This window comes from Nostoc sp. T09 (assembly GCF_002154695.1).
Taxonomy (GTDB): Bacteria; Cyanobacteriota; Cyanobacteriia; order Cyanobacteriales; family Nostocaceae; genus Aulosira.
This window is the reverse complement of the sequence record NZ_MTAV01000010.1, coordinates 36,421-46,419: the sequence shown is the minus strand read 5'-3', so window position 1 is coordinate 46,419 and position 9,999 is coordinate 36,421. Positions and strand designations below refer to the sequence as shown.

General features: G+C 42.7%; 11 protein-coding genes and 1 pseudogene. 11 read left to right on the top strand and 1 reads right to left on the bottom strand.

Going from position 1 to position 9,999, the window contains the following annotated elements; translation table 11 throughout:
• The first annotated feature begins 148 nt into the window (after nucleotides 1–148).
• The 9 genes from BV372_RS03890 (at nucleotide 149) to BV372_RS03855 (ending at nucleotide 6,300) form a co-directional block, all read left to right on the top strand.
• A complete protein-coding gene (locus BV372_RS03890) occupies nucleotides 149–400 on the top strand; it encodes a hypothetical protein (protein ID WP_179197970.1) in 252 nt (83 codons plus the stop codon).
• Complete coding sequence (locus BV372_RS03885; protein WP_086683541.1) at nucleotides 397–744, top strand: type II toxin-antitoxin system PemK/MazF family toxin; 348 nt, start codon at nucleotides 397–399, stop codon at nucleotides 742–744. The genes BV372_RS03890 and BV372_RS03885 overlap by 4 nt, the downstream gene beginning before the upstream one ends.
• A gap of 47 nt (nucleotides 745–791) precedes the next feature.
• The gene (gene dndE, locus BV372_RS03880) at nucleotides 792–1,178 is read left to right on the top strand and encodes a DNA sulfur modification protein DndE (protein ID WP_086683538.1); all 387 of its coding nucleotides are present in this window, start codon (nucleotides 792–794) and stop codon (nucleotides 1,176–1,178) included.
• Nucleotides 1,179–1,250: 72 nt separating this feature from the next.
• A complete protein-coding gene (locus BV372_RS03875) occupies nucleotides 1,251–2,717 on the top strand; it encodes a DNA phosphorothioation-associated putative methyltransferase (protein ID WP_086683534.1) in 1,467 nt (488 codons plus the stop codon).
• A 165-nt stretch (nucleotides 2,718–2,882) separates the two neighbouring features.
• Nucleotides 2,883–4,175 carry an MFS transporter gene (locus BV372_RS03870; protein ID WP_179197969.1) on the top strand — a complete coding sequence of 431 codons (1,293 nt, stop codon included), beginning with the start codon at nucleotides 2,883–2,885 and terminating at the stop codon, nucleotides 4,173–4,175.
• Nucleotides 4,160–4,561, top strand: coding sequence for an ABC transporter permease (locus BV372_RS03865; protein WP_086683531.1), 402 nt, complete (start codon nucleotides 4,160–4,162; stop codon nucleotides 4,559–4,561). Before BV372_RS03870 ends, BV372_RS03865 begins: the two co-directional genes overlap by 16 nt.
• 131 nt (nucleotides 4,562–4,692) lie before the next feature.
• Nucleotides 4,693–4,857 carry a hypothetical protein gene (locus BV372_RS35930; RefSeq protein WP_179197968.1) on the top strand — a complete coding sequence of 55 codons (165 nt, stop codon included), beginning with the start codon at nucleotides 4,693–4,695 and terminating at the stop codon, nucleotides 4,855–4,857.
• An 18-nt stretch (nucleotides 4,858–4,875) separates the two neighbouring features.
• Nucleotides 4,876–5,394, top strand: a complete 519-nt coding sequence (locus BV372_RS03860; RefSeq protein WP_086683551.1) for a GNAT family N-acetyltransferase — start codon at nucleotides 4,876–4,878, stop codon at nucleotides 5,392–5,394.
• Between the two features lie 150 nt (nucleotides 5,395–5,544).
• Entirely contained in the window at nucleotides 5,545–6,300 is a 756-nt protein-coding gene (locus BV372_RS03855; protein WP_086683528.1) for a HEAT repeat domain-containing protein, read from the top strand.
• A gap of 94 nt (nucleotides 6,301–6,394) precedes the next feature.
• Here the strand turns inward: BV372_RS03855 and BV372_RS03850 are convergent, their stop codons facing one another.
• Entirely contained in the window at nucleotides 6,395–7,300 is a 906-nt protein-coding gene (locus BV372_RS03850) for an amino acid ABC transporter substrate-binding protein (RefSeq protein WP_086683525.1), read from the bottom strand.
• Nucleotides 7,301–8,389: 1,089 nt separating this feature from the next.
• On the opposite strand from BV372_RS03850, the gene BV372_RS38295 reads away from it, so the two are divergent.
• Together BV372_RS38295 and BV372_RS03845 are read left to right on the top strand one after the other, a co-directional pair.
• On the top strand, nucleotides 8,390–8,650 hold the full coding sequence (locus BV372_RS38295; RefSeq protein WP_373270740.1) for a hypothetical protein: 261 nt from the start codon (nucleotides 8,390–8,392) through the stop codon (nucleotides 8,648–8,650).
• Nucleotides 8,634–9,992 (top strand): annotated as a pseudogene (locus BV372_RS03845) (hypothetical protein); the annotation flags it as partial. The gene BV372_RS38295 and the pseudogene BV372_RS03845, both read left to right, overlap by 17 nt.
• Nucleotides 9,993–9,999 lie beyond the last annotated feature (7 nt).

Below are 9,999 nucleotides of genomic sequence, written 5' to 3'. Positions count from 1 at the left end.
TAAATTGTTGAGGGGTGACAAGCACACATCATTCGATAACCCGCAACTTGGGTTAGTAGATATTGTTAAAAAATTGAGCGAGCGCAATTTGTTTAAACTTAGATATTTACAATATATCTAACGGATTTTGTAAAGCAGATCAGCAATTATGATATCACCACATTTACAAGAAATAGAACGTGACCTACGTACTCTATCATTAGAAGAATTAGAATGGCTCTTACAACGTATCACAGAACAAGTGCAAGAAAGGAAGCAAACATCAGATAATTTAGCTGATGTGCAATATATGAATGCACAACTAGCTGCAATGGCTGAGGATTTAGATATACAAGTAGAGCTTACCTCTATTAATAATGAATTTGGTATTACAGAAATGGATGGTTTAGAAAAGTTGTGAATATCGAAAGAGGACAAATTTATTTTGTCAATCTTAATCCAGTGCAGGGCCGAGAACAGTCTGGAACACGACCAGTTTTAGTTTTATCTATAGATGCTATCAATCAATTACCTTTGGTTGTAACTGTAATTGTAGGCACAAAAGGGATAAATATTAAGAGCGATTATCCAACTAATATCAGGGTCTTAACAAGTGATAGTGGATTACCTATTGAAACAGTATTCTTATGTTTTCAAATTCGTTCTTTAGATCCAAATCGCTTTCCTACTGACCCATCTGGAAAGCTTTCTAACTCCAAGATGCTTGAAGTTGAAGCTGCTGTTCGCTACTGTTTGGGTTTGTAACCAGTCAATACTTAAATTCTTTACCAAACTCGTTATTTATAAAAATTATGGAATCGCCAATTGAAAGAATAAAACTTTCCCAAACAGCCAAAGACCAACTGCTGAAACTCCGCCGCAACACCAAAATCGACCAATGGAATATATTATGTCGATGGGCTTTTTGTCGTTCCCTCGCAGAACCAACACCACCTTCCCCCGTACCCATTCCCCAAGATAGCAACGTCGAATTAACCTGGCGCGTCTTTGGCGGCGAAATGTCAGATATTTTGCTCCTCGCCCTCAAGCAACGCTGCCACAAAGACGGTTACGCCACCGACAAAGAAACCCTCGCCACCCAATTTCGCCTGCACTTACATCGGGGAATTGGTTACTTAGCTGGCGATCCAAATATCAAGAAAATTGAAGATTTAATTGAATTAGCGGTGAAAGATTGACAGGATATAAATCATGGTGCGTTATGCTGCTGCTGACACACCCTACATCCTTTAAAAATTTTAAATGCTCTTATGTCGGAGAGCTACTTAGAAATTGAGCGTCATCGAGCTGCGATCGCCCGCATTGACATCTCTCGTCCTGTGCGATTAGCCATAGAATCGGCACTCATCAATCAAGAGACTACGTTTTTTGATTACGGTTGCGGCTACGGTGGCGATGTCCAGCGTGTGGCAAATTTAGGTTACACCAGCACAGGCTGGGACCCTTACTACTATCCCGATGCATCAATTATTGCCGCCGATGTTGTCAATTTGGGTTACGTCCTCAACGTTATTGAAGATCCCCAAGAACGCCGCGAAAGCTTGATCAAAGCTTGGGAACTCACCCGCAAAGTCTTAATTGTCGCTGCTCAAATCCTAATTAATGCTCCTAGTAAAACACAATTAGCTTACAGCGATGGCATTGTTACCCGTCGCAATACTTTTCAGAAATATTACGAACAAGAAGAACTTAAAAGTTACATTGATGAGGTACTGAATGTAGATGCTGTACCCGTGGCTTTAGGCGTTTACTTTGTATTTCGTGATGAAACTGAAAAAGAAAATTACAAAGCTATTCGCTTCTTTTCTCGAAGTTCTACCCCACGAATCCGTATCCCCAGCAAGCGATTTGAAGATTATCAAGAACTTCTCGCACCATTGATGGCTTTTTTCACCAAACGCGGTAGATTACCAGTCAAAGGTGAATTGAGCAATGAACAGGAACTACTGAGTGAGTTTGGTAACTTCCGCCGTGCCTTTAGCGTAGTATTACAAGCTACCGATGAAGCAGAATGGGATGCGATCGCCTACCGTCGTTCTCTAGATATTCAAGTTTATCTTGCCCTCACCCATTTTGAGCAACGTCCGTCATGGCATAAACTAGCCCCAGAAATGCGTCACGACATCAAAGCTTTTTTTGGAAGTTATGAAGAAGCTTGTGCTGTCGCCGACCAAAAACTTTTTAGCTTAGGTCAACCAAGAGTAGTACAAACAGCCTGCGAAAAAAGCAAAATTGGTAAACATACCCGTGGTGCCCTTTATGTCCATGTTTCAGCCCTTGCAGAGATCGATGCTTTGCTGCGAATTTATGAAGGTTGCGCCAGCCGTACCATTGGACGTGTAGATGGTGCCACCTTAATTAAATATTGCACCGACAAACCGCAAATCTGCTATCTGTTTTACCCCGACTTCGATACTGATCCCCATCCCGCCTTAAAAGCCAGCATCATTATTGACTTTCTTACCTTAAAAATCACTCACCGCGACTACCAAACCAGAGCAAATCCCCCAATTCTGCATCGTAAAGAAACCTTTGTCACACCCAATTACCCCTACTACGAAGAATTTGCTAAACTCACTCAACAAGAACAGCAATTAGGGCTGCTCAAGCAAAAAAGTGATATTGGCACCCGTGAAGGTTGGGAAAAATGCCTCGCTGCACATGGGGTAGAAATTAGGAGACATCAAGTCTACCAAGTTGAAGATGGCAGAAGGTAGACGCGGGGACGCGGAAACAGGGAGAAAACAAGTAATCAATACTCAATCGCAACTAACAACTGACCACTGCCTTTCTTAAGTAACTTGGCATATTTGCGTGAAATCATCCGGCAGCTATGGCAAGATAACTGCAATTCATAAGAGGTGAGGAGGAACCGTGAAAAGATGAATCCAGTGCGATCGCTGCTGCAAGTTTTTGGTAGCCGCAAGATGGCGGCTTTGTTATTCCTTGGCTTTTCATCTGGTTTGCCGTTGTTATTAATCGGTAATACCTTGAAAGCTTGGATGACTGTGGAAAAGGTGGATTTGGCAGCCATTGGCTGGTTTAGCCTCGCCAGTTTGCCTTACTCGTTAAAGTTTCTTTGGTCGCCGTTTCTCGATAGATTCACTCTGCCATTTTTGGGGCGGCGGCGGGGTTGGTTAATTGTGATGCAGCTGGCTTTAATAGTCGCGATCGCTATCATGGGATTCCAGCAACCCAAACAAGCATTACAGCTGCTAGCCATTAACGCTATTGTCATTGCCTTTTTGAGCGCAACCCAAGATATTGCTGTTGATGCTTACCGTACCGACGTTTTGCAAAAACTGGAAATGGGCGCTGGGGCAGCCGTTTTCATTTTGGGTTATCGCATTGCTCTGTTAGTCGCAGGTGCTTTGGCATTGATACTTGCCGATAGAATGCCTTGGTCATCGGTTTATTTGTTTATGGCAGGTACGATGGCGATCGGGATTTTTGCAACCTTGTTTGCACCAGAACCAGAGGAAATTAGCCCTCCAGCCTCTTTAGCCGATGCCGTCATTTTACCCTTTAGCGAATTTTTCCAGCGTCAAGGTGTCCTCCAAGCTCTTTTGGTTCTTTTGTTCATTACCCTCTACAAGCTGGGTGATGCTTTACTGAGCAATATGACCACGCCTTTTTTGCTACAAGTTGGTTTTACCAAAACTGATATTGGCGCAATTCAGGTAGGTATGGGATTAATTGCTACCATTGTTGGGGCGCTGGCAGGTGGTGCAATTTTGAGTAGAATTGGCATCAATCGATCGCTTTGGGTATTTGGTATTCTACAGGCTGTGAGTAATTTTGCTTACTTGTCTCTAGCTTATACAGGTAAAAACTATCAAGCTATGGTTCTAGCCATCAACATAGAACAGTTCTGTGGTGGTTTGGGAACAGCAGCCTTTGTGGCATTTTTAATGAGTCTTTGTAACCAGAAGTTTTCTGCAACTCAGTATGCTTTGCTTTCTAGCTTAATGGCTGTCAGCCGTGATATTCTAGCGTCTCCCGGTGGGGCGATCGCACAAAGTACAGGTTGGCCGCTATTTTTTATAATTACCATCGTTGCTGCTGTGCCAGGACTACTGCTGTTGCCAATATTTGCCCCCTGGAACTCTAAGCCAGTGGCAATTAACAGACCAGGACTTGAGGAAGAAGAAGAGGATGTATGGGGAACCAAGTAGTTATTATTGTCGGCACGTTTATCCTCTTACTTACTGGACTGCTACTAGGCTACGTTCTCTCGCAGTTAGTATTAGGATTTCTAGGCTTTAACCTGCTAACTCTTTTGGGAACACTCAGTCTGATTTTAATTTTTGGTACACTGTACTACGTTTTATTTTGGCAATTGCGTAGAGAGCAGTCACAGTCATTTAATAGCAGAATGCCAAATCAGACAGACGATTTTCTCTATGAAAGCGATCTCAAAAATAGACTGATTGCGAAATTAGATGGTGACATAGATACTGCTGAACGGTTAATTGAGCAAGCCAAGCAAAATTATCCTGGTATGGAGGAAAATTGGTATGTTGAGAAAGTCATTGAAGACTGGGATCGCGATCAGCGCTAACACTGCTCTACTTCGCGATCGCTGATAGCTTTTGTTTGTTATTGCCAGAACATCGCTAAAATAAATCAAGAAAACTTTACAAATCTACAGCTAGTTTCTTAAAAAGCTACCTAGCTCCTTCTCATCCCAATATGGCTATTTTTCGTCAATACATTGCTCCTTTGCTGGTAGTGCTAGTATTTATCCTTGCCCTAGTAGCAGTCAGCGCCCGCATCTTTTTACCTTCTGATATGGCTGCACCTGCACCAATTGAAGAAGTAGGGTTAATTGCCCCATCCCATAACTCAATTAGCTAACCCAAATTAGTGTTAAAAGTGCCTGAGCAACTGATACCAGGGTACAGTATTCGCCTTGGCTCCGCCTTGGATCGGGCGCTACTGGTAAAGTTCATGCAACGAAGTTACCAGGATATTTTTCCGCAAGGGGATTTTTCTCATCTCGCCCAAACAGTCGAGCAATACTTTTCCAATAAAACGCCTTTGTGGTGGGTAGATGAGGCAGCAGGCGAACAAGACACGGAGAGTTCTTTCTCTACCTCTTCCTCATCCCTCAACTCTCCGGTGGCTTGTCTATGGGTAGGAAATGCCATAGATCAAGTCGGAGGAAGCCGTCATGCTCATATATTTCTCCTTTATGTTGTGCCAGAACATCGGCGGCGAGGTATTGGTACAGCTTTGATGAGATATATAGAAAATTGGGCAACTCAAAGAGGCGATCGCCAGATTGGGTTACAAGTATTTCAATCCAACCAAGCAGCATTGAATCTTTACAATCAACTTGGTTATCAAACCCAATCCCTATGGATGGTAAAATCACTCAATATGGAAAAATAAACTAGTGCAGTATGGCAGAATCGCTTAGGCAGTTAAAATGTGACTAAAAAGCAGCTTTTATAAACATTACACCCTTCTGCTACGGCAGTTGCCACAAGTCTGGAGACCAAAGGCACTGCCTCTTCTGCCCTTCTGCCTTCTTGCACTATTATGTATGACGAAGACGACCTAAGCCTACTCGATATCGAAGTGGAGCTAGAAAGCCCCTTAGATCGCATGGAGCCGCTTTCTGAATCAGAAGTGGCAAAACCCGATCCAGAAGTGATGCTAGCTCTGTTAGAAAATGCCCAGCCGCAGCAACGAATGCTAGCAGCGCGTGCTTTTTGTGACATCGAAGATGCGCGTGCTACACCCCATCTCATCCGTTTGTTAACTGATACCTGCCCCTTAGTGCGGGTGAGTGCAGCCTATGGTATTGGGCGCAATCCCAGTGACGATGCAGTAGAGCCTTTGATTGCTCAACTGAACCGGGATTGGAATGGTTATGTGCGTAAAGGTGTGGTTTGGGCTTTAGGAAATTGCCGCGATCGCCGTTCTTTAGCACCCCTAGCCGACGCCTTAAGAACTGATATTTCCGCAGTGCGTTTGTGGGCTGCCAGTGCCTTGGCACAGATGGCAGAAGTCAGTTATGAAGCCATCATAGGAGCGATACCACCACTAATCGAAGCCTTAGTTAAAGACCCAGTAGCCCCGGTGCGGAGTAACTCCGCCTGGGCAATTGGACAGTTGTGCCGCGAACTACCATCTAACATAGTTTATGGCACAGCGATCGACGCTCTAATTCAAGCTTTTGCCGAAGACCAAGATTTAGGTGTCAGAGAAGACGCTAAAGCCTCATTATTAGGTGTAGGCGACCCCCGTGGTTTGCAGCTAATCGAAACTTTAGAACAAGAAGGATGGTTCTAATTCGATTGAAAATCCCTCGGCTATTTGTTGAGGGATTCTTTGATCGTATAGGTATTGAGTGGCTTTGCGTTTGTAGTTAGCCATTTGCGAAAGCCTAGAGGTCACTTTTGGGAACTTCCTCACGAAATTCTATGACCAATTGCATAGTTTCCACTACCAAATCACGTAAATCCCGGTTGAGAGCTACAGTACCTTGAGGCCCAAACCAACGGTCAAAAATCGTCACATATCGTTGATTACCATTGACGAATCCTTGCATGAACTTGACGAGAGAATAGTTAACTGTATCCAATAATTTGGAGTTATTTTCAGGCACCATGCAAGCGATACCTTCTCGTGAATAGGGGCGATCGGGTACGATCGCAAAAGCCTCTGAATTTTTTTGCTTTTGCAGCCATGCCTCTAAGAGAATGCTATCGGATGAGAAAGCATCAACAGTGCCTTGTTGCAAAGCGGTGAATCCCTCTGCCCTAGTTTTAAAATACACCAGTTTAGCTTGGGGTTGTACACGAGCGATCGCTTGTTCATTTGTAGTTCCTGCTAGCACCCCAATTCGTTTACCAATCAGGGATTCGGGAGAACCTAGATTACTTCCTTTCTTGACTAATAATTGAGTTCCAGTCACACCGTAGCTGACAGAAAAATCTACTTTTTTATCCCGCTGCCATGTAAAGCTACTAGCGTCGCAGACAATATCAACTTGTTGATTAACTATTTTAGGAATCCGCTCAGACGGACTAAGACCCACTAATTGCAGTTTAATTTTTTTTCCTAGCTCTTTTTCTAATTGCTCTTTAATCAGAGTCAGCATATCTACAGAATAGCCATTTAACTTACCCTGGCTATCCACGTAGGCAAAAGGCAGTGCATCTCTACTAGTACCAGCTGTTAATACCCCTGTTCTGGCTACTTTTTGCATCACAGTCTCAGCAACTACCACATTAGGCATGAGTGTTGCAAACATGAGACTTAAAATAGGAATAGCAATTTTTTTATACATAAGCTTTAAGAGTAGATCGGTTTTTCAAAAATCAAATCTGATTAATATATCAAGCTCAAAAAGTTATCACTATCGAGTATATATTAAGGTTATCTAGTAAATATTCTTTACATTATTGGCAGGGAAACCACTTATTTTGTAGACATGGGGTAGGAGAATTTAAGCCCTAATAGCCTAGCTGTCGTGAAAGCAAACTAAGCTGTTTAGTTTAAAATCTGAGCAGCAACATTGAATTTCAAAAACTACAAAGCTCCTTAATCGCTCATGAGGAGCCACTGCTTTGTGCAGGTTCCTCTGTAGCAAGTGGCGTGAAACCCCCCCCCAGACCGCGCTGGCTCACCTGTTCTCTGGCTCCACGAATGAATTTAATTTTGTCCAACTACTTAGTACACCACGGTGTAAATAGAGCAGCCATTTAACATTATTAAAAAATCTAAAACAATTTGCATATTACTTCTGTTAAGTGCTGACAAATAAATGCTTCTATTTGAAGCATTGGCACACTCATCAAGTACCAATTCAGTTACAACAGGATTGCAGTATGCTTCAATACACGGAAAAGCCCTGCTTGGTTTGCAAGAAGATGATTCGTTACCGCATGGAGGTTGAAATTACCGCAAGTGGAACTAGTAAAATTTATTGGCAGCCAATCGCTATGACACCAGATCAACCAGATATCAACAAATGTCCGATATGTCGTCACCAGGTGTCTAGATTCTTTGGCTATTCTTTGAGAGCATCGCTAAGCGCGAGTTAAGTACTCAAACAGCAATTTATGTAGGTGGGCATTGCCTAGAAAGGCTGATGCGGTACACATTTGAGGTATGAAGCAATACCCACTTTATAACTTCTGTCTGATTATTTTGCAAATCGCTGTAATTTACTAAAAAAGGTGTTTTTTGAATTACTGTTACTCATCAGTTGAAACCATAAATATGAGTTTTGCCTGAGTATATGCTGTATTTATGTTGGGCTAATTTCTAGCATCTTTTAAGCCGTAACTCAGCTTGATATTTAGTAGCTACAGGATACTTCAGACAGCAAATTAAGGAACTCAATTATTGTGCAGTTAGGCATCGGGTAATACTGATGATGAAAACTCTAACCCAGGAAGAAATCAGATTAGCAGCAGCCCAGACTCATCAAGCTCATTGGCGCAGGTGGGGACCATATTTGAGCGATCGCCAATGGGGTACAGTACGTGAAGATTATAGCCCCAATGGTGCTGCCTGGGACTACTTCACTCACGATCAGGCTCGTTCTCGCGCTTACCGTTGGGGTGAAGATGGGATTGCTGGTATCTCTGATAATCATCAACGACTGTGTTTTGCGATCGCTTGGTGCAGGTGAAACTCAAACTGTCAAATTGCGGCTGAGCGATGTACCAAATTTAGCCAATCCATTTAACTTAGAATTCGATACCATTTTTTTGAACCGACAGCAGGAAGCAGATGAATTTTATCAACGCATTATGCCATTTCCTCTGAGTGCAGATATGCGTAATGTGCAAAGACAGGCATTTGCGGGGATGCTGTGGAGCAAGCAATTCTACCACTATATTTTAGAAGATTGGCTCAAAGGAGATCGCAATACACCACCCCCACCGCCAGAACGTTGCAAGGTCAGAAATCACGAATGATTTCATCTCTACAATGAAGATATCCTCTCCATGCCTGACAAGTGGGAGTATCCTTTGAATATGTTGGCGATCGCGCTGGAATTGGCAAAAACCAATCCTGTCTACGAAGACATTGCCACAAAATTCTTTGAGCATTTCCGCTACATTGCCGATGCTATGAACAAAATCGGTGAACTAGAAGCCAGTTTGTGGAATCAGCAAGATGGATTTTACTACGATGTCCTGCATTTACCAGAACGGCAGATTACTTTAAAAGTCCGGTCAATGGTGGGACTAATTCCTCTATTTGCAATTGAAACCATTGAACCAGAAACCTTAAATATGCTTCCTGGCTTCAAAAGTTGCTTGGAATGGTTCATTAAAAATCGCCCTGACTTAAAGCAAAATGTCGCTTGTATGGTGACAAAAGGCGTGGGCGCTAGAAGATTACTAGCGATCGTGTCACGGGATAAACTCAGAAGCATCCTGCAAAAGATGTTAGATGAAAACGAGTTTTTTGGCCCCTACGGCATTCGCGCCCTTTCTAAATTTCATGCCGAACATCCCTATATTTTTGATGTGGATGGTTCTAAATTTTGCGTAGATTATGAACCTGCTGAATCTAGCAGTGGTTTATTTGGCGGTAATTCTAACTAGCTCGGTCCCGTCTGGTTTCCAGTCAATTTCCTGCTGATTGAATCACTGCAAAAGTTTCATTATTACTTAGGCGACGATTTCCAAGTAGAATGTCCTACAGGTTCTGGTAAAATGATGACACTGTGGGAAGTTGCATCTGAACTATCTCAAAGATTAATCAAAATTTTCCTGCAAAATTCCTCTGGTCAAAGACCTGTTTATGGTAATACACAAAAGTTTCAAACTGATCTGCACTGGCGAGATTTAATTTCTTTTCATGAATATTTTCATGGTGATAATGGAGCAGGAATTGGGGCAAGTCATCAAACTGGATGGACAAGTTTGGTTGCTAAACTCATTCAGCAATTTGGTGAATATGAAGCGCAAAATCAGGAACCTGAGATAGATAAAAAAACTCAAGCGATCGCCTTAGTATAAAAGCTTA